General features: G+C 67.8%; 15 protein-coding genes. 4 read left to right on the top strand and 11 right to left on the bottom strand.

The genetic code is table 11. The annotated features are described in order from the left end of the window. Positions 1 to 82 precede the first annotated feature (82 nt). The 11 genes from HWX36_RS01890 to HWX36_RS01840 form a co-directional block, all read right to left on the bottom strand. Positions 83 to 562: a GNAT family N-acetyltransferase gene (locus HWX36_RS01890; RefSeq protein ID WP_175950585.1), complete on the bottom strand. Its 480-nt coding sequence runs from the start codon at positions 560 to 562 to the stop codon at positions 83 to 85. Between the two features lie 34 nt (positions 563 to 596). Continuing rightward, a complete protein-coding gene (locus tag HWX36_RS01885) occupies positions 597 to 1,433 on the bottom strand; it encodes a cytochrome c (protein WP_175950584.1) in 837 nt (278 codons plus the stop codon). Between the two features lie 271 nt (positions 1,434 to 1,704). Further along, positions 1,705 to 2,973, bottom strand: a complete 1,269-nt coding sequence (locus HWX36_RS01880) for a hypothetical protein (RefSeq protein WP_175950583.1) — start codon at positions 2,971 to 2,973, stop codon at positions 1,705 to 1,707. Further along, positions 2,970 to 4,793, bottom strand: a complete 1,824-nt coding sequence (glmS, locus tag HWX36_RS01875; protein ID WP_175950582.1) for a glutamine--fructose-6-phosphate transaminase (isomerizing) — start codon at positions 4,791 to 4,793, stop codon at positions 2,970 to 2,972. Before glmS ends, HWX36_RS01880 begins: the two co-directional genes overlap by 4 nt. Positions 4,794 to 4,908: 115 nt before the next feature. Continuing rightward, positions 4,909 to 5,397, bottom strand: coding sequence for a Biofilm PGA synthesis auxiliary protein PgaD (locus tag HWX36_RS01870; RefSeq protein ID WP_175950581.1), 489 nt, complete (start codon positions 5,395 to 5,397; stop codon positions 4,909 to 4,911). Then, entirely contained in the window at positions 5,375 to 6,646 is a 1,272-nt protein-coding gene (gene pgaC / locus HWX36_RS01865; protein ID WP_175950580.1) for a poly-beta-1,6-N-acetyl-D-glucosamine synthase, read from the bottom strand. Before pgaC ends, HWX36_RS01870 begins: the two co-directional genes overlap by 23 nt. Beyond that, positions 6,643 to 8,736: a poly-beta-1,6-N-acetyl-D-glucosamine N-deacetylase PgaB gene (pgaB, locus tag HWX36_RS01860; RefSeq protein ID WP_175950579.1), complete on the bottom strand. Its 2,094-nt coding sequence runs from the start codon at positions 8,734 to 8,736 to the stop codon at positions 6,643 to 6,645. Before pgaB ends, pgaC begins: the two co-directional genes overlap by 4 nt. Before the next feature lie 15 nt (positions 8,737 to 8,751). Beyond that, positions 8,752 to 11,448, bottom strand: a complete 2,697-nt coding sequence (gene pgaA, locus HWX36_RS01855) for a poly-beta-1,6 N-acetyl-D-glucosamine export porin PgaA (protein WP_175950578.1) — start codon at positions 11,446 to 11,448, stop codon at positions 8,752 to 8,754. A gap of 98 nt (positions 11,449 to 11,546) precedes the next feature. After that, a complete protein-coding gene (locus HWX36_RS01850) occupies positions 11,547 to 12,347 on the bottom strand; it encodes a hypothetical protein (protein ID WP_175950577.1) in 801 nt (266 codons plus the stop codon). Between the two features lie 63 nt (positions 12,348 to 12,410). Then, complete coding sequence (locus HWX36_RS01845) at positions 12,411 to 12,848, bottom strand: hypothetical protein (protein WP_175950807.1); 438 nt, start codon at positions 12,846 to 12,848, stop codon at positions 12,411 to 12,413. Between the two features lie 700 nt (positions 12,849 to 13,548). Continuing rightward, entirely contained in the window at positions 13,549 to 14,547 is a 999-nt protein-coding gene (locus tag HWX36_RS01840) for a LysR substrate-binding domain-containing protein (RefSeq protein ID WP_175950576.1), read from the bottom strand. Between the two features lie 599 nt (positions 14,548 to 15,146). Between HWX36_RS01840 and HWX36_RS01835 the strand changes: the two genes are divergently transcribed. From HWX36_RS01835 to HWX36_RS01820, 4 genes are all read left to right on the top strand, one after another. Beyond that, entirely contained in the window at positions 15,147 to 16,562 is a 1,416-nt protein-coding gene (locus tag HWX36_RS01835; RefSeq protein WP_175950575.1) for a circularly permuted type 2 ATP-grasp protein, read from the top strand. Positions 16,563 to 16,626: 64 nt separating this feature from the next. Next, positions 16,627 to 17,568 carry an alpha-E domain-containing protein gene (locus tag HWX36_RS01830; RefSeq protein WP_175950574.1) on the top strand — a complete coding sequence of 314 codons (942 nt, stop codon included), beginning with the start codon at positions 16,627 to 16,629 and terminating at the stop codon, positions 17,566 to 17,568. Positions 17,569 to 17,576: 8 nt separating this feature from the next. Then, positions 17,577 to 18,554, top strand: a complete 978-nt coding sequence (locus HWX36_RS01825; protein ID WP_175950573.1) for a transglutaminase family protein — start codon at positions 17,577 to 17,579, stop codon at positions 18,552 to 18,554. Between the two features lie 96 nt (positions 18,555 to 18,650). Further along, positions 18,651 to 22,067: a transglutaminase family protein gene (locus tag HWX36_RS01820; protein ID WP_175950572.1), complete on the top strand. Its 3,417-nt coding sequence runs from the start codon at positions 18,651 to 18,653 to the stop codon at positions 22,065 to 22,067. Positions 22,068 to 22,125 lie beyond the last annotated feature (58 nt).

Below are 22,125 nucleotides of genomic sequence, written 5' to 3'. Positions count from 1 at the left end.
CGGCGGCGGTGGTCCGGCGGAGGTGTGTTCTCCGGGCGGGCCGCGCCGGTTTGCGCCTGACGACGCGAGCGCGTGGTTCGGGTCACGCCCCGGGCGGTTGCCGATCGATATATCGCCGCATCACATGGAATGCCGTATCGGCGCGCCCCGGCATCGCCACCGTCGCACCGTCGGCTGCGAAGCCGAGCTTTTCATAGAACCGGTACGCGGCTTCGCGTGCCGTGCACCACACGAGCGCGGCCCCGCGTGCTTGCGCGTGCCGCACGCAAACCTGCACCAGCACGCGCCCGAAGCCCATTCCGCGAACGGCAGGATGGACGGCCATCCCCCGAAGCCGCCACGCCGGCCGCGCATGATCGTCGTCGCGCAACTCCTCGCAGAGCGACGCAACGGCGACGATGCCCGACGCGTCGCGTACGCCGACATGCAGTGTCGTCGGCGCATGGTCGCCGGCCAGTTCGCACGCGCCCAGATCGCCATTCAGCAGGATCGTCGCCCGGAGCGGGTGCGTCTGCGCGGCGTCGATCGGTGCGATGGTGAACAGCGTGTCGCCTGGCGTCATCAACGTTCCTTGAGTGATTCGATTCGGCCGCGCGTTACCGGCCGGCCTTGCGCCGCGCCATATACGCGAGATACGCGACGATCTGGTCGAGTTCGCGGTCGCTCAACTGGTCGGGCGGAAACGCCGGCATGCTGCGGCCGGGCCAGTCGCGCACCGATGCCGGGTTGCGGATATAGCGGCGCAGCGCGGCGGGCTGGAAGTAGTCGACCGGGTTCATCGGCGTATTCAGGTCGGGGCCGGCATGGCTGCTGCCCGCACCGTCGAGGCGGTGGCATGCGAGGCATTGCGTGACGAACAGGCGCTGGCCCGCGCGAGCCGGATCGTTCGCCGGCAACGCGGCATCGACGGCGAGCGACGGCCAGCGCGCGAGCGGCGACGACTCGATCGTGATGCGCACGATCTGGTATGGCCACTGCTCGCCGCGCACCGACGACGCGTCCGGCCCGAGCCAGACCAGATAGAACGGCCCGGCGCTGACCTGCTTGCCTGGCAGCTTCGGCCACGGATGCACGGGATCCTCGATCGCGAGCCACGGGACGGCGCCGGCCGGCGTGCGCCGGCGCACGAGATCCAGCGGCAGTTGCGCGGCGAAGCCGTCGGCCGCGCGGGTTTCGAGCACCCCGTCGGCCGGCAGCGGCGTGTCGCCGAGCAGTGCGGCGAACGGCACCGCGCGGAACGTCATCGGCCGGCCGTATGCGATGTCGCGCGGCACGTGGATGTCGGTGGCGTCGGGGCGCGCGAGCAGCGTCTGCCGGGTGAGGGCGCGGGCCGTGCCGTCCGTCTCGAGTTCAAGCGCGGACTGCGCCGACGCGCGTTGTCCGATCAGGCATACCGTCAGCAGCAAAAGCGAAAACCACCGGCGCTTCAGCATTCGTTCTCCGGAAAAGGGCGTTCCGGCCGCGACAGGAGGCGCACGCCGCGGCCGATGGAAGGAATCGGGCGACAGTCTATCCGGTACGCGCGGCGCTGGCGACTGCGGCGCGGGAAGGGGCGGCCGCGACCGGACGGATCGACCACCGCGTGCGCGGCGATCGGGGGGCGGGACGGATGGGGCGTCGCGCGGCGCGGCCCGGGCGCGACGGGGCGGATGAGCCGGGGCGCAGGCCCGCCGCGTTCACGGCGATCCCGTTACCGGGCCGCCGTCAATGGCTCGAACAACGCACTTCGCGCTTCGGCAACGGCGTTTCATGCTCCGGTTCGAAATCGGCTTCGCGCGTGCCCGACGGCGTCAGCGACACGAAATGCATCGCGGTGCCGGGTGTCGGGAAGCCGGCGATACCGGTCGAGCCCCACGGAATCGGCGAACGCTGCGCGCCGCTGACCGACATGTCCGCCGGCCCGAGCGCCAGCGTCAGCAGCCGCCCGTCGCGGAGCGGCACGTAGGCATGCGTGCCGGACACGCCGATGCCGGATTCGCGCACCGACGCCGGCAGGCAGTCGAGCGTCGCCGTGCGGCGGCCGTCCGGCGCGATCAGCATCGCGACGCCGCGATCGTCCGCCGTCGTCGTGACGACGATGAAGCGGTCGATCCCGGGCACATAAGCCGACGCGTACACGTAGTACTGGATCGCGTCGTTCAGCGTCCCCAGTTTGTCCAGCTTGGCCGTGACCGGGTCGAACATCGCGTATTCGAGCGTCGCGTTCGTGCTGCCGTCGATGTATTTCTGCCACACGAGCAGCGCGATATGCGGCGAGCCCGCGACGACGGGCCACCACTCGCGGCGGTGCGGCGCGACCGCCACCTGGTTCAGCACGCGTCCGGCCGCGTCGTAGGTTTTCACGTAGACGCCGTTGCCGGTGCCGAGATTGTCGACGCCGCCGCCGTCGATCCAGTCGGCGGAATAGAACACGACGAAACGGTCGGCCGCCGTGGCGACATGCCCCGAGTGGCCGCCCGATTCGACGTCGTTCGGGTAGGGCTTGATCGGCTTCAGGTCACGGCGATAGACGCCGTAGCGCTGGCTGACCTCCTGCGGCGCGTTCCAGCCGTCCTCGAACGTGACGAAGATATCGCCGCGCGCGTTCTGCGCGATCGATACGGGCTCCTGCGCTTCGGGGCGGCTGATGAACGTATGGACGTGCAGCAGGTGCGGCTTGCCAGGCAGCCATTCGCCGACGTACACATCGTGCGGCCAGTTGCCGTTGCGCATCGCGCCGTGCGGCACGATGCCCGAGCTGCTGAAGAACACCCAGCGCTTGCCGTTGCCGGCGTCGGCCACGCCGATGCCGTGCATGAAGCTGCGCGGATCGACGCTCGGGCGGGGCGACGGGGCGTCCTGCACGGTGACCGTATGCACGGCCTGCGTGGCGGCGCAGGCCGGCGGCGGCGCCGTGACGATGCCGCATGCGCCGCACAGCGCGGCCGCGACGCACCGCGCGACTACGCGCACCGGGCGCGCTCGGCCCATCATTCGACGGTCACCGATTTCGCGAGGTTGCGCGGCTTGTCGACGTCGGCGCCGCGCGCGCAGCCGACGTGATATGCGAGCAGTTGCAGCGGAATCACGTTGACGATCGGCGACAGCAGGTCGCCCGATTCGCGCACGCGGATCAGGTGCGTGTCGCGGTCGGCGTCGATCCCGAGACGGTCGCCGGCCAGCACGTAGAGCCGCCCGCCGCGCGCGCGTACCTCGGCCATGTTGGATTTCAGCTTCTGGAACAGGCGGTCGTCCGGTGCGATCGTGACGACCGGCATCGCGCTCGTGACGAGCGCGAGCGGGCCATGCTTCAGTTCGCCGGCCGCGTAGCCTTCCGCGTGGATGTACGACACTTCCTTGAGCTTCAGCGCACCTTCCATCGCGATCGGGAAATGAATGCCGCGCCCGAGGAACAGCGCGTTCTCGGTGCGCGCGAACTTCGCGGCCCAGCCCATGATCTGCGTTTCGAGGGCGAGCGCGTGGCCGATGCGCTCGGGCAGCGCACGCAGCTGCTTCAGGTGCTGTGCGACCTGCGCCGCATCGAGCCGGCCGCGCAGCTGCGCGAGCGTCAGGTTCAAGACGAACAGCGCGACGAGCTGCGTCGTGAACGCCTTGGTCGACGCGACGCCGAGCTCGATGCCGGCCCGCGTCAGGAAGCGCAGCGGCGCGTTGCGCGCGATCGTGCTGGTCGCCACGTTGCAGATCGCCATCGACAGCGCCTGGCCCCTGTCGCGCGCCCGCTCGATCGCGCCGATCGTGTCGGCCGTCTCGCCCGATTGCGAAATGCCGACGACGAGCGTGCGCGGATCGGCCACCGTATCGCGGTAGCGGAATTCGCTGGCGATCTCGACCTGGGCGGGCACGCCCGCGATGGCCTCCAGCCAGTACTTCGCAGTCAGGCCCGCGTAGTAGCTGGTGCCGCAGCCGAGCAGCAGCACGCTCCTCACTTTCGACAGCCGCGCGCGTGCGCCGTCGGTCGCGTCGAACAGCGCCGGCGAGATCGTGTCGATGCCGTCGAGCGTGCTGTCGATCGCCTTCGGCTGCTCGAAGATTTCCTTCTGCATGAAATGCTGGTACGGGCCGAGCGCGGCGTCGCCTTCGCGTGCCTTCACCTGGCACAGCGGGCGCTGGGCTTCGTGCCCGCCCGAGTCGACCACGGCGATGCGATCCGGCGTGATCAGCGCGACGTCGCCGTCTTCCAGGTAGACGAAGCGGTCGGTCAGGTCGCCGAGCGCCGCGCAGTCCGACGCGAGGTAGTTCTGTTCCGCGCCGATGCCGATCACGAGCGGCGAACCCGCGCGCGCGGCGACGAGGCGCTGCGGCTCGCGCGCGCTCAGCACCGCGATCGCGTACGCGCCGTGCAGCCGCTTGACGGCGCGCACGACCGCGTCGAACAGGTCGTCGCGATAGAGGCTGTGGATCAGGTGCGCGATCACCTCGGTGTCGGTCTGGCCGCGAAACGTATAGCCGCGCTCCCGCAACTCGACGCGCAGCGTGTCGTGGTTCTCGATGATGCCGTTGTGCACGACCGCGATCGTGTCGCCGGACATGATCGGATGCGCGTTCATTTCGGACGGTGCGCCGTGGGTCGCCCAGCGCGTATGCGCGATGCAGGTCTGCGCCTCGAGGCCCAGCGTCAGCACGCGAGCCTGCAGGTCGGTCACGCGCCGCAACGTGCGTTCGCTGCGCAGGCGGCCATCGTCCTGTACGGCAATGCCGCACGAATCGTAGCCGCGATACTCGAGCCGGCTCAGCGCATTGACCAGTTGCGGCACCTGGTTGTTCAGGCCGCTTGCTCCGACGATTCCGCACATGATTCACCTCGTCCATAAAAGGTTGCCGCGCTGCCCAGGCACGGCAGCACGGTGTCGGGAGCGGCGCCGCGCGGCACCGATGCGGTCCCGTGCGCGGCGGCGCGTCTGCGCCGACCTACTCGCGGGGCTGCGGCCCCGCGTGGGTTACCCATTCGATGCCGGATATCGAGCCGTTCGCGTCGTGCGACGCGACGAGAATGCGCGTGGTGCGCCGCGCGCCGCGCCGGTGGGCGCCGGCCAGCGCGTTCGCCGGCACCGAGCGCACCTTTGCGCTGGCCGAGCGGCGCAGCATCTTCGACACCCGCAGCCGGTACGCCAGCGGATGCACGACGCGCCCCGCGATCAGCCACGTGACGATGGTGCCGGCGATGATCGCGATGCCGGTCGCGTAGAACACGATCTGTTCGATCGGCATCTCGGCCGGGTTGAACGGCAGCAGGTAGCGGTACGTATAGATGCAGATCGATGCCCATACGGCGCCCACGAGCGCCGGCCGCAAGAGCCGGAACCAGATGATCAGCACGGACCCGACGATGCGGCCGCGCTCGGCGATCATTTCGCGCGGCGCGCGCAGGGAAAGGTCAATAATCGGCGCGTTCTTCATGTTGAATGCCTCGGTCGGGGCTGACCCATACGGCCCGCTTGCCGCGGCCCCGCAGCACGATGGCGGGCAGGGCGACGACGGTGGTGATCATGCTGATCAGCCAGAAGGCGACGGGATACCAGACGGTGTCAAGGAAATACATCAGGAGTTTTTCGTCGTAACGACGATCGATCATGCTGCCGATGATCAGTTGCATGATGCAGGTGGCGACCAGCAGCATGCCGTGCCAGTGCGGCACGACCGATACGTGCCAGCTTTGCGGCAGCGGGTACACGACACCGATGAGTGCGAGCAGCAGGATGAACGACATCGCGTAGGCCCACGCAATGCCGATCAGGTACTCCGCGAACAGCGGCCACATCATCATCTGCGTTGGCCGCGCGAGCGTGCCCGCGTACTTCATCAGCACCTGGATGCCGCCCTTCGACCAGCGCAACCGCTGCCGAAACAGGCCTTTCACCGTCTCCGGCATCAGGATCCAGCTCAGCGCGTGCGGCTCGTACACGACGCGCCAGTCGCGACACTGCAGCTTCCAGCTGATGTCGATGTCCTCGGTCAGCATGTCCGAACTCCAGTAGCCGACGTCGGCGAGCGCGGTCTTGCGGAACATCGTGATCACGCCGGATACCGTGAAGATGCGGCCGTACACCTGCTGTGTGCGCTTGATCAGCCCGACGATCGACGAGAATTCGCCGACCTGCATGCGGCCGAGCAGCGACGTGCGCGTGCGGATGCGCGGGTTGCCGGTCACGGCGCCGACGCCCGGATCGGTCAGGAAATGCTCGAGCATCCAGCCGATCGCGTCGTGCGCGAGCAGCGCATCGCCGTCGATGCACAGCAGGTATTCCGCGTTCGACACGGCCGCCGCGGTCGTGAGGCCGACCGCCTTGCCCTCGTTGCGCGCGTGATGGATCACGAGCAGCCTCGGGATCTCGACGGCGAGCTCGTTGAGGATCTCGCCGGTGCGATCCTGGCTGCCGTCGTTGACCGCGATGATGTCGTAGTTCGGATACTGCATCCGGTCCAGGTGGCGGATCACGCTGCGCGCGTTCGCGGCTTCGTTGAAGCAGGGCACGACGATCGAGATCTTCGGGATCCCGCTCGACGCGATCGTCCGCGTGGACAGCTCGCGGCCTTCCTCGAGGAGGAAGTAGTGCACGACGCCGCCGATCATCCACAGGTACGACATGAAGAACGGATAGTAGAAGACGAAATCCTGCAGGCGCTGGATGAGGCTGTGGGTGGTCATGGCGTCCTCGTCCCCGGTGTTTTCTGCATCTGCATCAGTGCGTTGATCGAGGTCGGGTCGAGGCGCGACTGCAACGACATCACGTCGCGCATCGCGTCGAGATCCGGCCGGTCGTTCAGGAAGTTGTCCGGGTAGTAGCCGAAATTCACCGCACCCTCGCTGCGCAGCCGCCGCATCTGGGCGAGCAGCGTGCCGGCCGCCACGTCCTTGTGCGCGTGCCAGTCGTACGACTGCAGTTCGAACACGGTGCGCTGCAGTCCGGGCTTCTTCGCACGGACGGCCTGCACGAGCTGGTCCATCCAGCCTTCGGGATCCTTCGCCTGCTCCATGTACGGCATCGCCATCAGCGCGACGTAGTCGTACGTGGCGAGGAAATCGTCGTAGTTCTGCGCATACCATGCTTCCGATTCGGGCTTGAGCACCGGCATCGCGAAGATGTTGCGCGCGGTCAGCACGTCGCCCGCGTTCTGGTGGGCCAGCACGATCTGTTCGAGCTGGCGGGTCAGGTCGATCAGGTAGCGCGACTTCTGCCGGGTCCAGCGTTTCATCAGGTCGGGGTTCTCGCGGATCTTGCCGACGTCGGCCGGCAGCCCCCACTGCGCGTAGGTGCGCAGCGCGTGCCGGCCCGCATCCTCGTAGTCGTCGAGCACGGCGTCGTCGCTGAACAGGATGCCGCTGAACGATGCGTGCTTGCTGAGATCCTCGTAGATCTGCTGGATCATCAGCCGCGCGTCCGGATCGAACGGGCTCAGGCGGAACGTGCGTGTGCCGTTCTCGCGGGCCGGCGCGCCGCCGTAGGCGCTCACGGCCTCGAGCCCGCGCTGCTTGTCGGCCGGCGGCCGGAACGCGAGCACCGGCATCCATGCGTACACCTGCACGTTGGAACGCGTGTTGAGCTGCCACGCGGCACGCGAGAACAGGTCGGCGCGCATCGGCAGGTGCCGGTTCGGGAAATACACGGATTCGGCCACGCCCGTGCCTTTCGGGTCCGCATACGCCTGCAGGTACACCGATTTGGGCTGCATCCGGTAGATGCGTTCGATCAGCTTGCCGAGATTCGCTTCCTGCCGCGCGGGGTCCGGATCGTAGACCTGGTCCAGGTCGACCTGCACGGTGCGCTCGGGCACGTCGACGTCGCCGCGGTTCGAAGCCGGCTCGCGCATCGAGCGCTCGAACCCGCCGATGTCGACGTCGTACATCATCAGAATCCGCCGCAGCCGGTCCAGCGGCACGTCCGGCGTATTCGGGCCGGCATCGAGGCTGAACTGGATGTCCATGCCGAGTGACGTCGATATCTGGCGCACGGGCTGGTTTTCCGCGCCGTATGGCCACACCATCGAGCGTGCGACGATGCCGGTATGTTCGTGGATCTGGCGCACGCATGTCTGCAGGTCGTCGTGCACGCGCGCTTCGAATTCGGCGTCGGTTTCATAGCGCTTCTCGTCTTGCAGGTAGAGGTGCGACGTGGTCGCCGGCAACTCGTTGCCTTGCGGATTCGCGACCGCGCCGTGATGGAGGTTGTGCGTGTGGCAGCCGAGCTCGACGAGCGGCGACTGGCCGACCTGCTTCACCTCGTCCCACGACATGAAGTAGTCGCGCGGCACCTGGACCGTGTCGCTGAGGCGGATCGGCGTATCCGGCGGTGTATCGATCCACGCGGTGACGATGCCCATCACGGCCGGATACTTGAACCGCTCGAGCAGCGGCAGCACCTTCGTGTAGTGGCTGCGAAAGCCGTCGTCGAACGTGAGGAGCACCGCGCGCGGCGGCAGCGGCTGGCCGCCGTGCCGCGACTCCTCGATCTGCCTGACCGTGACGGTGTGGTAGTTGTTGGTCTGCAGCCACGAGAAGATCGCGGTCAGCGTACCGGTATCGACCGCGAACGGGTCGACCAGCGACGACGCCGACGAAAACGACGCCATCAGGTTGTCGCGCACGTCATGCATGCAGATCACGCGAAACGTCTTGCCGTCGGCCGGATCGGAAGGCGGCAGCAGGTCGATCATCCTGGCGTTGGTCACGCCGGGAAACAGCGAACAGGCGGCAAACGTACCGAGGCATCCGCACATGAAGGTTCGTCTGGATTGCATGACTCGATCTCCTTGCTAGAACGGCAGGTTGACCGACATGAAGCCGGTTTCGGAGCGTTCGTGCTCGCCGTCGTACGCGTGGCTGCTGACCTCGACGCCATAGCTCAGCGTGATGTCGTGCCTGAACGTCCACGCATGCTCGAGGCGCGCGCTCCACAGGGGGCTGGTGCCGAAGCCGCGCTCGTTGTACACGCCGCCGGACACCGAGACGCGCTGCTGCAGCCCCATGTCGCCCTGCTTCCACAGGGTCAGCTGGTGCATGACGGTCGCCGCGGCCGCATAGTCGCGGCCCGGGTTGAAGTAGGGCGCGTCCTGGCGCGTGTTGCTGTCGGTGCCGAGATCCAGCGATACGTTGACCTGCTGGTTGGCGCTCGTGTACACGCGCTGCGTGGCGGTTGCCGAGATCTCCTGGTGCAGGTTCGAATCGCTGTAGCGGCTCACGCCGTAGCTCAGCTTGACCTCGCGACGGTCGTTCTGGCGATACACGACCGAGACGTTCGCCGAGCGGCCCCAGATGTGCGCGACATACGCCTTCCACGGCAGCGAGTTGTCGTTGGTGTCGAGCTCGCCGCTCACCGTCCAGTAATCGTTCAGCGCGTAAGCGACCGACCCGCGGCCGCCGGTTCGGCCGTCCGTGCCGAACGAGCGCGTGACTTCGCCCAGGACCGTGAGCGGCCCGTGCCGGTAGTCGCCGCCGACGCCCGTACGCGTGCGGCTGACGTTGCCGGAGTCGGTCTGCGCATAGCCGAAGAACGTGTGCGAGAAGACGCGCCAGTTGTCGCCGAACGGTTGCGAATACACATAGCTGTCCGACGTGAAGCTGTTGTCGGCCAGTGCGCTGTTGCCGTGCTCGTAGCTCAGGTCGGTCGTGAACACGGGGCTGCGATACGCGTTGTAGTCGCGCTTGAATCCGCGCACGGCGCCGCTGTCCGGGAACGTGTTGTCCAGGGTCTGGTCGACGCTCTTCGCGGTCGCGTAGTCGTCGGCCGTGAGCGCCGCGCGGCCGAGGCCCGCGAGCATCTCGACGCTGTCCGGGTGGTCGGTCAGCGACGCGCGATACATCGCGATCGCCTGGCGCGGATGCGACTGGCCGGACACCGCGTCGGCGTGCGCGGCACGGATCTCCGCGTTGAACGGCACCTGCTTCTCGAGCGCTTCGAGCGCGGCGATCCCCTGGTCGACGTGGCCCGTGTAGATCAGGTATTGCGCGCGCAGCCGGTAGTAGCGCAGATAGTCGCCTTCCTCCGGGCCGTAGGCGCGGACCTCCTTGACCGGCGGCAGCGACGCGCCCATTTCGTCGAGCACCTGCTTCGCGTCCGCCGCGCGCCCCTGGTCGACGTACGACCAGAACAGCCCTTCGCGCAGTTCGATCGGGCGCGTGCGTGCACCGTACTGGAAGCCGCGGGTCGCGCGGTCCGTCGGCGATGCGGTTGCCTGCTTCAGCGCGCGCTGGTACACGGCGTTCGCCTTGGCCGGTTCGCTCAGGTACAGGTAGGCGTCGCCGACGGCCGACAGCGCATCGATCGAGATCTCCGCGTTCGACGGAATGGTCTCGAACGTCGTGACGGCCGTCTCCATGTCGCCGCGCGCCGCGTAGGCGACCGTGCGGTCGCCCGCGAGCGCCGTCCGGACCGGCATGTACTCGGGCGTGGCCGGCATCCGCTTGTCGAGATCGTCGGCCGCGCGCAGCGCGTTGTCGATGCCGTCGAAACGGTCGGAACTCGTCATCGCGCGCGACTTGTCGCGTCCGCCGCGCACCTGCTGGCGAATCGACAGCTCCTCGAGTTGCGCGATGTCGACGGCCGAGAACGCATCGGGCCGCGCCTTCGCTTCGTCGAGCGCCTTGATCGCGCCGCCGCTCGCCGCGAGGCCGAACACGTCGTTGCGCACGGTCTCGACGTCGGCGGTACGGAGATTCGGCGCCTGGGCGTTCGGGGCCTCGACGTCGGGGCCTTGCGAGGGTTGTGTCGGTTCGCTGGGTAGCTGGGCGCCGGGTGTCCGGGCGTTCGGCGCCGGGGACGACGGCGGTGGCGAGCCCGGCATCCGGGGAACGGGCGCAGGCGAGGTCGGCATCGGGGTGCCGGAGGCCTGCGCGGTCTGCGTCGGCGCATTCGACGGCGCGGCGGGGGCGGCTTGCGCGACCTTCGCCGGGATGTCCGAAGCCGGCACGACCGGCGCCGGCGAAGCGGGGGCAGACGTGTCGGGCGTCGTCGAGGCGGGACGCGCCGATGCATCGGGCGGCCGGGCGATCTCGGCCTGCGCAAGCAGCATCGGCGCTTCCGGTGTTTGCGCGACCGGCGCCGGCGTATTCGGTGTATCCGGCGCTCGCGCGCCCGCCACCGGGGTGCTCGAGCGCGGCGCCTCCGGTTCCACCACGACCGTGGTCGGCACGGCCGGCTGCGGGTTCGACGCCTGCGCGATCTGCATCGACGCATCCGAAGCCTGCGCGATCGGCGTCGGCGCATGCGGGGGCGGGGCGCCCGCCGCGTCGGCGATCGGGATCGACACGACCGTTGGCTGCATGCCGGGCGGTGGCGCGTCCGGCGCGCCGTTGGCCCCGGCGATTTCGTTGACGCGGCCCGCTTCCGTATCGCCGTCGGCGGAGAAGCAGGGGCCGGACGCGACGAGCAGCAACACCAGCGGCGCATGCAGGAGGATCCGCCGGTTGGACGGCGTGACGGTGGTGCATTGTTGTTGACGATTGCTGTCCACGAGGGGTCCTCCTTTCGAAACGACCACATCGGTTGCTTGCCAGGCGACGCACGCCGTCGCGCGGCCGGGCTGCGAGTGCCCGGCGATGCGGGCCCGGCTCAGAGCCGGTTGCGGACCGCCTGACCCAGCAATGCCCGCGATTCGCTGTTCGTCGGGTCGATCGCGAGCGCCCGGCTCGCGTTGTGTTCCACGCAGCGCCATTCGTCGATCACCGCGCACGAGCGCGCCTTTGCCAGCGCTCGCGCGCTTTCCAGTTCCGCATGCGTGATGCTTGCCGTCTGCAGGTGCACGATGTCGGCGCCATACGGCCGGGGCTTGGGCGCGAAGTCCATGCGCCGGCTCGTGCCTGCCAGCGTTTCGGCACGCTGCGCACGATGCTCGGCACCGTGTCGCGTGGCGATACGACCGTAGGCCGATGTCGCATGCGTACCGGCCGCGAGCGTCACGGGCGGGGCAAGCGGTTGCTGCCGGTGTTGCGCGACGGCACGGGGCGCGGGCCGCGGCGCAGTTTCCTGCTCGGCCGCGAGCGTGACGGGGGGCGCCGTCGCGCTCGCGGGGGCTTCCGAAGCGGACGGCTGCGGTGTGAAGGAGGGCGCGGCCTTTGCGAGTGCCGGCGCCGGCTCGGGGGCAGCCGAAGCCATGGGGCCGCCGGACGCGCCCGTGGCGCGCGCGGTTGCGGCCACGATCGCCTTGCGGGTCTTCCCGACGGCGGTTCCGATCATCCCGGAGATGCCGTGCGCTACGCTCGCATGGCCGACCGTCGTGCCCCGTTCGGCGTAGGCGAAGATGCCGAAGATCGCGGCGAAGGCAACGAAGCTGAGCGCCGCGTTCTTTCCAGGGCCCCAGGTGGGTTTCGGCTGGCGGGCGGGCGAATCGTCCTGTCGTTCTGCACGAGTCATTCAAAGCTCCTCGATTCGATACGTTGCGGTGAAAGTCGCGATCCGGGCGGGGGCGGGTGGTGCTCACCATCGCAACTGCGTGGTCATCGCACCCGTTTCGACGATCGCGAACTGGGTGGCGCCCTGATAGGTGCCTTCGACCCGGTAGCTCGCATCCGGCACGCTGAACAGGCAACGCGACCCCGAGGCATTGAATTCGACGAGGACGCGACCATGTCGCCGCAGGCGCACCTGGACGTTGGCGAGTGGCTGCCCCGTTTTGGCCGACGCAAACGACACGCCCAGGTTGTACGGCCGGCCGTCGGGCGGAAGCGGTGCGGTACCGTCGATCCGCGCATCGCCGCAGATATACGAAATGACGTAGCGGCCCGCACCCGGATCGGGAGCGGGGGCAGGAGCCGGTGGCTGGGACGCGAGCGTCTGGGCGGTCGCGTTCATGCAGAGCACGGAGAGCGTGGCGCTCAGGAAGGGGCGAGCATGCTGTCGAAACGAGGAAGACATTGCAACCTCCCGTCCGGAATCAATGACGAGCATTTATTCGGAGTCAGATTTGCCAGCGTTCTTTTTGCGACATGCTATTGATACACGATGGACTTTTAACCAACAACCGCGTGTGGCCGGAATGGGACGTGGCTAAATATCCTATTTAAATAGGATAACGTCGGATTCGCGTGACTCTCTTAACGCTGAAGAAAGTCGATATTGCCGAATATGACTATTTCCGTCCGGTAGCGATGATCCAGTACGCATTGAATCACGTCGGATGTATCGACTTTCGTGCCGAAAAATAACGACTGATAAAAGAAATTTTTGCGGCTGTGTTCCAGTCGAATTGATTTGGATCCGGATACAGGTCGCGCGATATGAAATGGCCGTACGACGTTTTGGATTGTTAAATGAAAATCGAAAACGTTATTTTTTCTGTAACAGGGTGTTTCTTTCATGATAATCAGACGGAATATGCAGGCATGCCATGTTCGACGTAAAGAAACCATTCCGGAAACGCAAACGATTGCGATTCCTCTGGTAACGATGACGGGTCTGGCGTGGTGATTTCTCAGGCTATCGGGATCGCTGTTTGCTGCCGGGGAGAGGATCGCGTTCGCCGGGAAACGGCGCGACGCGCATGCATGCGCACACAGGATTGCCACGATCCGTACTCGCGTTCGCGTCGTCTGCGGGAGCGACGCGAACGCGAAGATCAGCGGCTGCCGCCCGCGCTGCGCCGCGCGATGCGCATCGCCGGCGCGGCCGCCGGTGCGGCCGCGTCAGCCGCGCCTTCGACCGCCGCGCGCGGCCGGTTCATGATGTAGGTCCACAGCTGCTCGGCCGCGAGCCCGCGCTTGCGGGCCGACCGGTACAGGCGGATCTCGAGCTCGGTGATCCAGTCGCCGGCACCCGCGCACACGAGCGTGCCTTCCGCGAGTTCCTTCGCGACGCAGCTTTCCGGCAGCCAGCCGATCCCGTGCCCGGCCACGACCATGCCCTTCAGGGCCTCGGACATGTGCGTCTCGAAGCACCGGTGCAGCACATACGGCTCGGTGGCGTTCAGCAGCAGCATCTCGACGATGTTGCCGAGAAACGCGCCCGACGAATACGCGAGCAGCGGCAGCGGCGCATCGGCGGTGCCCGGCAGCTGGAACACCGGCTTGCCGCGCGCATCCGGCGTCGATACGGGCAGGATCCGTTCGACGCCGAGGCTGACGAACGGGAAGTGGTTCGGGTCGAGCACGATCGGCAACTGCGGGTGGTGATAGCCGAGCAGCAGGTCGCATTCGCCTTCGACGAGCTGCTGCACGCCTTCCGGGACATTGACCGCATTGACGCGCGCGGTCACGTGGCCGACCTCGCCGTTGAGCTGCTTCAGCCATTCGGGAAACAGCGTGAAGACGAGCGTGTGGGCGACCGCGAAACGCACGACCTGATCGCTGGCCGCGAACTGGTCGTAGCCGTTCACGAGATTGCGCGCCGCATACATGCTGCGCAGGATGTCCGCGGCAAGCCCGCGGAACATCTGGCCGGCCGGCGTCAGCGTGATCGGGTTGATGCTCCGGTCGACCAGCTTCGCGTCCATCCAGGTTTCGAGTGCGGCAATTCGTCTGCTGAATGCCGACTGCGTGAGGTGCCGGTTACGCGCGGCCCGGGAAAAGCTCTTGGTATCCGCAAGGCTCAGGAAATCTTCCAGCCACTTTGCTTCCATGTCGATCTTCGCTTTTTATCGTCGGGCGCCTGAAAGGCGGCGGCACCGTTTGCTGCACGAACTTTCTAGCGTACCGCGCCTCGCGCCAGTCGGCCCGATGTTTTTTTTCGATGGGTGTCAGTCGAAATATGCATGGGCGTTGTCGGCGGGATTACGGCTGCATAGCGTTGAGGTGCCGGACCCGGCTAACCGGACAGTTCATCGCGTCGAACTGCCGGTGCGGCCGCAGACGGTACTTCCCCCAGGGCCGGTTGCGCCGTGCGCGTGCCGGCCCGCCTTCCGATCCTTTCGTTCCGGTGGTATGGCGCCCGGGCGGCCCGTTTTTTGTGCAGTGCAGATTGCACATTCGTGACACGCGGGGGAACTATGTTCGAAAGACGCGGCGCAGCATCGGCCGTGCGCGTTCGCGGCGCACCGCGGTCGCCCGTCGCGTCAGGGGTTGCACCGTTGTGGTGCGCAATGCCGCGCGGGCGGGCCCGGCGCGGCGCGAAAACGGGGGGATATCGAGGGATCGCGCAAGGCACGTTCCTTGCAAAGCATTCATTACGCCGGTCCGGCATGCGCAATGCCGGGGAAAACGATCGATGGAGAAAAGATCGATGAAGCCATTCGATGAAATGCTGCAATCCGGCGACATGGTAAGGGCGCCCTACGCGCGCCTGAAGCAGTGGCTCGACACGCAGAATCCCGCGAGCCTCGCCCAGAAAGCCCACGACGCGGAAGGCGTGTTCCGCAAGACGGGCATCACGTTCGCCGTCTACGGCGATGCGGAGGCCGCCGAGCGGCTGATTCCGTTCGACATCGTCCCGCGCATCATTTCGGGTGCCGAATGGAGCCGGCTGTCGCTCGGCATCGAGCAGCGCGTGATGGCGCTCAACGCCTTCCTCGACGACATCTATCATCGCCAGGAAATCGTGCGCGCGGGCATCGTGCCGAAGCACCTGATCGCGCACAACGAAGCGTTCATTCCGGAGATGATCGATTTCCGGCCGCCCGGCAACGTTTACACGCACATCATCGGCGTGGACATCGTGCGCACCGGCGAGAACGCGTTCTACGTGCTGGAGGACAACGCGCGCACGCCGTCCGGCGTGTCGTACATGCTGGAGAACCGCGAGACGATGATGCAGCTCTTCCCGGAGCTGTTCCAGCAGGTGAAGGTGCGCCCGGTCGAGACCTATCCGCAGATGCTGCGCCAGTCGCTCGCGGCCGTGTGCCCGCCGGGCGGCAACGCCGACAACCCGACCGTCGCCGTGCTCACGCCCGGCATCCACAATTCCGCGTACTACGAACATTCGTTCCTCGCCGACCAGATGGGCGTGCACCTCGTCGAGGGCAGCGACCTGCAGGTGATCGACGGCCGCGTCGCGATGCGCACGACCGAAGGCTTCCAGCCGATCGACGTGCTGTACCGCCGCGTCGACGACGCGTTCCTCGATCCGCTCACGTTCCGCCCCGATTCGGTGCTGGGCGTCGCGGGGATCATGGACGTGTACCGCGCGGGCAACATCACGATCGCGAACGCGCCCGGCACGGGCATCGCCGACGACAAGGCGATCTACTCGTACATGCCGGAGATCGTCGAGTTCTACACGGGCCGCAAGGCGCTGCTGGAGAACGTGCCGACCTGGCGCTGCGGCGAAGCCGACAGCCTGAAATACGTGCTCGACCATCTCGACGAACTGGTCGTGAAGGAAGTGCACGGCTCGGGCGGCTACGGGATGCTGGTCGGTCCGTGCGCGTCGAAGGCCGAGCTCGAGGCCTTTGCCGCGAAGCTGCGCGCGCGCCCCGCGAACTACATCGCGCAGCCGACGCTCGCGCTGTCCACGACGCCGATCCTGACCGAAGCCGGCCTCGCGCCGCGCCACGTCGACCTGCGGCCGTTCGTGCTGGTGTCGGACCGGATCCGCATCACGCCGGGCGGGCTCACGCGCGTCGCGCTGAAGGAGGGATCGCTCGTCGTCAACTCGAGCCAGGGTGGCGGCACCAAGGACACCTGGGTGCTGGCCGACTGAGCCGGACGCGACCCCGTGCGCCGGAGCCGGCGCGCGAACCGAATGAAGACGGAGTGGACACGAGATGCTTCTGGGACGTACTGCAAGCGGTCTCTACTGGATGTACCGCTATATCGAGCGCGCGGAGAACATCGCGCGCATCGTCGATGCCGGGCTGCGGATGGCGCTCACGCGCACGTCCGACGCGCCGGCCGAATGGTCGTCGGTGCTCGTCAGCTCGGGCACGGACGACGGCTACCGGCAGAAATACGACGCGTATGCGGCCGATACCGTAACCGACTACCTGCTGCGCGACCGCGACAACCCGTCGAGCGTGCTGTCGTGCATCGAGGCCGCGCGCTCGAATGCGCGGATGGTGCGCACGGCGCTCACGCGCGAGGCGTGGGAGAGCGTGAACGGCGCGTGGCTCGCGCTGCGCCGCGCGCTCGCCCAGCCGGTGCCGGAAAGCGAGGTGCCGGCCGTGCTCGACCAGGTGAAGCGCGAAACCGCGCTGATCCTCGGCAGCTTCTACAGCACGATGCTGCGCAACGAGATCTTCGATTTCGCGCAGATCGGCGCGTTCGTCGAGCGCGCGGACAACACCGCGCGGATCATCGACGTCAAATACCACCTGCTGCTGCCGTCGGTGTCGCACGTGGGCACGATCCTCGACAACTACCAGTGGGAGACGATCCTGCGCTGCGTCGCCGCGCACCGTTCGTACCGCTGGGTGTACGACGTGCAGTACAAGCCGATGAACATCGCCGACTACCTGATCCTGAACGGCCGCATGCCGCGTTCGCTGCGCTATTGCTACGGGCGCGTCGTGTCGAGCCTGAACCTGCTCGCGAAGGATTACGGCGTGACACATCCCTGTCACGACACGGCCACGAAGATCCTGCAAATGCTGTCCGATACCTCGGTCGAGCGGATCTTCAAGAGCGGCCTGCACGAGTTCCTGACCGACTTCATCGGCCGCAACAACAGCCTCGGGCTCGAAATCGCCCAGGCCTACAACTTCGACTGAGACTTGCCATGCGACTCGCCATCCGACACATCTCGCGTTATCAGTTCGACGATCAAGCCACCCATGCGCTGCAACGGCTGCGGTTGCGCCCGCAGTCGGGCCCCGGGCAGACGGTGCGCGCGTGGCAGGTCACGATCGACGGCGTCGAGCCGACGCTGTCCTATGCCGACGGGCTCGGCAACCGGATCGACCTCGTGCGGCACGACCGCGGCGCGAAGGCCGAGATCGTCGTCATCGCGGCCGGCGTCGTCGAGACGCAGGACCGCTCGGGCATTATCGGCAATCCCGAAGGCTATGCGCCGCCGTGGATCTTCGAGCGCGAGACCGCGCTCACGAAGGCGGGCGACACCGTGCGCGCGCTCACGCAGGCGCTGCCGATCGAGCCGCGCAGCCTCGATGCGCTGCACTGGCTGATGACGGAAGTGCACGACCGCATTGCGTATGCGCCGAACCTGGCCGCCGACGCGCCCGTCGATGCCGAAACGGCGCTGCAAAGCGGCGAGGGCACGAGCCGCGACCATGCGCATGCGTTCATCGCGGCCGCGCGCGTACTGAAGATTCCCGCACGCTATATCTCGGGCTACGTGCTGGCGGACAGCGCGATGCAGCGCATCGCCGACGCGAAGCAGAGCGCGGGCGACGTCGAGGAGGAAGAGGCGCTCGCGCTGCAGAGCGGCGAGGGCATGCAGCAGGCGCTCGGCGCGTCGCATGCCGCGCAGTCGCAGGGGCTGCCGCAGCCGGCGCTCGGCGCGCAGCAGCAAGCGGCCGGGCTGATGCAGCAACCGGCCGGCCATGCGTGGGCCGAGGCCTATGTCGAAGGGCTCGGCTGGGTCGGGTTCGATCCGTTCATGAATCGCTGCCCGGACGAGCGCTACGTGCGCATCGCGGTCGGCCTCGACTATCGCGACGCGCAACCGGTGACGGGGCTCGGCGCGACGGCCGTCGGCGTCGAGATCAGCGTCGTGCAGACGCCCGAGCTCGTCTGACCTCGCGCACGCTTTCGCCGAATCCGCCAGGCCGGGCCGCCGCGTCGCATCGAGCGCGACGCGGCGCGCGGCCGGCCCAACCCGAACCGAGCTCCCATGTCCATCCACGTCGCGCTGCATCACACCACCCGCTATCGCTACGACCGGCTCGTCAACCTCGGCCCGCAGGTCGTGCGTCTGCGTCCCGCGCCGCACTGCCGGACGCCGATCCTCGCGTATTCGATGACGGTCGAGCCCGCGCAGCACTTCATCAACTGGCAGCAGGACCCGTTCTCGAACTATCTCGCGCGGCTCGTATTCCCGGAGCGCACCGAGCACTTCGAGATCACGATCGACCTCGTCGCCGAGATGTCGGTGTACAACCCGTTCGACTTCTTCCTCGAAGCCAGCGCGGAGCAGTACCCGTTCCGCTATGACGACGCGCTGAAGACCGAACTCGCGCCGTATCTCGCGTGCGATCCGCAGACGAGCGCCGCGCCGCTGTTTCGCGCGTATGTCGACGGCGTCGACCGCACGCCGGCCGGCACCGTGAACTTCCTCGTCGCGCTGAACCAGCAGCTGCAGCGCGACATCGGTTATCTCGTGCGGATGGAGCCGGGCGTGCAGACGCCCGAGCAGACGCTCGAACTGGCCTCGGGCTCGTGCCGCGACAGCGCTTGGCTGCTCGTGCAGCTGTGCCGCCATCTCGGCATCGCCGCGCGTTTCGTGTCGGGCTACCTGATCCAGCTCACGCCCGACGTGAAGTCGCTCGACGGCCCGAGCGGCACGTCGGTCGACTTCACCGACCTGCACGCGTGGTGCGAGGTGTACCTGCCCGGCGCCGGCTGGATCGGCTTCGACCCGACCTCGGGCCTGCTTGCCGGCGAAGGCCACATTCCGCTGGCCTGCACGCCGCAGCCGACGAGCGCCGCGCCGGTCGAGGGGCTGATCGACGAGTGCGAGGTGTCGTTCGAGCACGAGATGGCCGTGACGCGCGTGTACGAATCGCCGCGCGTGACGAAGCCGTACACGGAATCGCAATGGGATGGCGTGCTGGCGCTCGGCGCGCAGGTCGACGGCGCGCTCGCGGCCGGTGACGTGCGGCTCACGCAAGGCGGCGAGCCGACCTTCGTGTCGATCGACGATCGCGACGGCGCCGAGTGGAATACCGACGCGCTCGGCCCGACCAAGCGCGGCTATGCGACCGAGCTCGTGCAGCGGCTGCGCGCCGAATACGGCGACGGCGGCTTCCTGCATTTCGGGCAGGGCAAGTGGTATCCGGGCGAGCAACTGCCGCGCTGGGCGCTGTCGATCTACTGGCGTGCCGACGGCCAGCCCGTGTGGCACGATCCGTCGCTGTTCGCCGACGAGCGCGAGCCGTCCGCCTATACGACAGACGACGCGAAGCGCTTCATCGACGCGCTGGCCGCGCGGCTGAACCTGACCGGCGAATTCATCCTGCCCGGCTACGAGGACGTCTGGTACTACCTGTGGCGCGAGCGTCGGCTGCCGGTCAACGTCGACCCGTTCGACTCACGTCTCGACGACGAGCTCGAACGCGCGCGGCTGCGCAAGGTGTTCGAGCAGCAGCTCGACAGCGTGGTCGGCTATGTGCTGCCGGTCAAGCGCGCGGAAGACGCGGCGGGCCTCGACGGGCCGCGCTGGCAGACGGGGCCGTGGTTCTTCCGCGACGAGCGGATGTACCTCGTGCCCGGCGATTCGCCGATGGGCTATCGGCTGCCGCTCGATTCGCTGCCGTGGGCGAGCCGCGCCGACTATCCGTATCTGGTCGAGCGCGATCCGTTCGCGCCGCGCACCGCGCTGCCGGACGCCGCCGCGATCCGCGCGCGCTACGCCGGCCCCGCCGATGCGCCGCGCTACCTGTCCGGCGTGCATCGAGAGGCAACCGCGCAGACCGTGATGCAGTGGCGCGACGACGGCGTGGCCGGCGGGCGGCATGCTGCGCATGCGCACGACCCGCAGCGCCAGCCCGAGCGCTTCGAATCCGCCGCGTGGATCACGCGCACGGCGCTGTGCGTCGAAGTGCGCAACGGCATCCTGTACCTGTTCATGCCGCCGCTGGCCGCGCTCGAGGATTATCTCGACCTGCTCGGCGCGATCGAGCTGACCGCGCACGCGCTCGGCGTGAAGCTGGTGCTCGAAGGCTATCCGCCGCCGCGCGACGCGCGGCTGAAGCTGCTGCAGGTGACGCCCGATCCCGGCGTGATCGAGGTGAACATCCATCCGGCGACCAACTTCGACGAGCTCGTCGACCACACTGAATTCCTGTACGACGCCGCATGGCAGTCGCGGCTGTGCAGCGAGAAGTTCATGGTCGACGGCCGCCACGTCGGCACGGGCGGCGGCAACCACTTCGTGCTCGGCGGCGCGACGCCGGCCGACAGCCCGTTCCTGCGCCGCCCGGACCTGCTGGCGAGCCTGATCGCGTACTGGCACAACCATCCGTCGCTGTCGTACCTGTTCTCCGGGCTCTTCATCGGGCCGACGAGCCAGGCGCCGCGCGTCGACGAGGCGCGCAACGACCAGCTCTACGAGCTCGACATCGCGTTCGCGGAGATCCAGCGCAACAAGCTGCTGTACGGGCAGGACATGCCGCCGTGGCTGGTCGACCGCGTGCTGCGCAACCTGCTGATCGACGTGACCGGCAACACGCACCGCAGCGAGTTCTGCATCGACAAGCTGTATTCGCCGGATGCGTCTACCGGCCGGCTCGGCCTGCTCGAGCTGCGCGCGTTCGAGATGCCGCCGCATGCGCGGATGAGCATCGTGCAGCAATTGCTGCTGCGCGCGCTGGTCGCGCGTTTCTGGGCCACGCCGTACACGACGCCGCTCACGCGCTGGGGCACCGCGCTGCATGACCGCTTCATGCTGCCCGCGTTTCTTCAGATGGATTTCGACGACGTGCTGACCGAACTGCGTGACGCCGGCTTCGCGTTCGATCCGGCGTGGTTCGCGCCGCACTTCGAATTCCGCTTCCCGCTGTTCGGCCAGATCGCGGTGAACGGCATGCAGCTGTCGCTGCGCGGCGCGCTGGAACCTTGGCACGTGATGGGCGAGGAGGGCGCGCCCGGCGGCACGGTGCGCTATGTCGATTCGTCGGTCGAACGGCTCGAAGTGCGCGTGACGGGGCTGAACGACAACCGGCACGTCGTGACCGTGAATGGCCGCGCGCTGCCGCTGCAGCCGACCGGCACCGTCGGCGAATACGTCGCGGGCGTGCGCTACAAGGCGTGGTCGCCGCCGTCCGCGCTGCATCCGACCCTCGGTGTGCACGCGCCGCTCACGTTCGACGTCGTCGATACGTGGCTGCAGCGCTCGCTCGGCGGCTGCCGCTATCACGTCGCGCATCCGGGCGGGCGCAACTACGCGACGTTCCCGGTCAATGCGTACGAAGCCGAAAGCCGCCGGCTCGCACGCTTCGTCGAGATGGGGCATACGCCGGGGCGGATGGATGTCGCGGCCGCCGCGCCGAGCCGCGAATTCCCGTTCACGCTCGACCTGCGGCGGCCGTGACCGGACGATGACAGGACGGACGACGATGCGCGGTTCGCGATACCCGGCGGCTCCGGTC

It is taken from the genome of Burkholderia sp. BCC0405, from assembly GCF_902833075.1.
Classification (GTDB): Bacteria; Pseudomonadota; Gammaproteobacteria; order Burkholderiales; family Burkholderiaceae; genus Burkholderia.
Note: the sequence above shows the minus strand (reverse complement) of the source record. Positions and strands in the feature narration are given on the sequence as shown.

Bases quoted from the DNA above. Each gene is read 5' to 3' on its own strand.
- HWX36_RS01890 (WP_175950585.1), bottom strand. From the start codon at position 562: ATGACGCCAGGCGACACGCTGTTCACCATCGCACCGATCGACGCCGCG.
- HWX36_RS01885 (WP_175950584.1), bottom strand. From the start codon at position 1,433: ATGCTGAAGCGCCGGTGGTTTTCGCTTTTGCTGCTGACGGTATGCCTG.
- HWX36_RS01880 (WP_175950583.1), bottom strand. From the start codon at position 2,973: ATGATGGGCCGAGCGCGCCCGGTGCGCGTAGTCGCGCGGTGCGTCGCG.
- glmS (WP_175950582.1), bottom strand. From the start codon at position 4,793: ATGTGCGGAATCGTCGGAGCAAGCGGCCTGAACAACCAGGTGCCGCAA.
- HWX36_RS01870 (WP_175950581.1), bottom strand. From the start codon at position 5,397: ATGAAGAACGCGCCGATTATTGACCTTTCCCTGCGCGCGCCGCGCGAA.
- pgaC (WP_175950580.1), bottom strand. From the start codon at position 6,646: ATGACCACCCACAGCCTCATCCAGCGCCTGCAGGATTTCGTCTTCTAC.
- pgaB (WP_175950579.1), bottom strand. From the start codon at position 8,736: ATGCAATCCAGACGAACCTTCATGTGCGGATGCCTCGGTACGTTTGCC.
- HWX36_RS01850 (WP_175950577.1), bottom strand. From the start codon at position 12,347: ATGACTCGTGCAGAACGACAGGACGATTCGCCCGCCCGCCAGCCGAAA.
- HWX36_RS01845 (WP_175950807.1), bottom strand. From the start codon at position 12,848: ATGTCTTCCTCGTTTCGACAGCATGCTCGCCCCTTCCTGAGCGCCACG.
- HWX36_RS01840 (WP_175950576.1), bottom strand. From the start codon at position 14,547: ATGGAAGCAAAGTGGCTGGAAGATTTCCTGAGCCTTGCGGATACCAAG.
- HWX36_RS01835 (WP_175950575.1), top strand. From the start codon at position 15,147: ATGAAGCCATTCGATGAAATGCTGCAATCCGGCGACATGGTAAGGGCG.
- HWX36_RS01830 (WP_175950574.1), top strand. From the start codon at position 16,627: ATGCTTCTGGGACGTACTGCAAGCGGTCTCTACTGGATGTACCGCTAT.
- HWX36_RS01825 (WP_175950573.1), top strand. From the start codon at position 17,577: ATGCGACTCGCCATCCGACACATCTCGCGTTATCAGTTCGACGATCAA.
- HWX36_RS01820 (WP_175950572.1), top strand. From the start codon at position 18,651: ATGTCCATCCACGTCGCGCTGCATCACACCACCCGCTATCGCTACGAC.